This window comes from Candidatus Protochlamydia sp. R18 (assembly GCF_000648255.1).
GTDB lineage: Bacteria > Chlamydiota > Chlamydiia > Chlamydiales > Parachlamydiaceae > Protochlamydia > Protochlamydia amoebophila.
This window is the reverse complement of sequence record NZ_BASL01000486.1, coordinates 1-239: the sequence shown is the minus strand read 5'-3', so window position 1 is coordinate 239 and position 239 is coordinate 1. Positions and strand designations below refer to the sequence as shown.

Below are 239 nucleotides of genomic sequence, written 5' to 3'. Positions count from 1 at the left end.
GAAGAAGAGGCTTTAGAAGCCGAGGATACTAGTTCTTTGGATAGCAGCAGAAGTTTGCCGACAAAAAAAAGCACTAAAAAAGAGAGTAAAGTTTATCAAGAAACTTTTCCAGCTGCCATATCTTCTAGAAGAACAAAATCCAAATCAGGGGATAAAATAAACCCACCTAAACTTGAAAAGCGTTCTTCCTTTGGTTTAGAGAGCAATAGAGAAATTTATATCAATGCAAAAGAATTTAT

Annotated in this window: 1 protein-coding gene; it reads left to right on the top strand. The window is 34.7% G+C overall.

Going from position 1 to position 239, the window contains the following annotated elements; all coding sequences use genetic code 11:
* Window positions 1-36: 36 nt before the first annotated feature.
* On the top strand, window positions 37-239 hold a 203-nt coding region (locus tag TY19_RS19315; RefSeq protein WP_226988446.1), incomplete at its 3' end, for a hypothetical protein.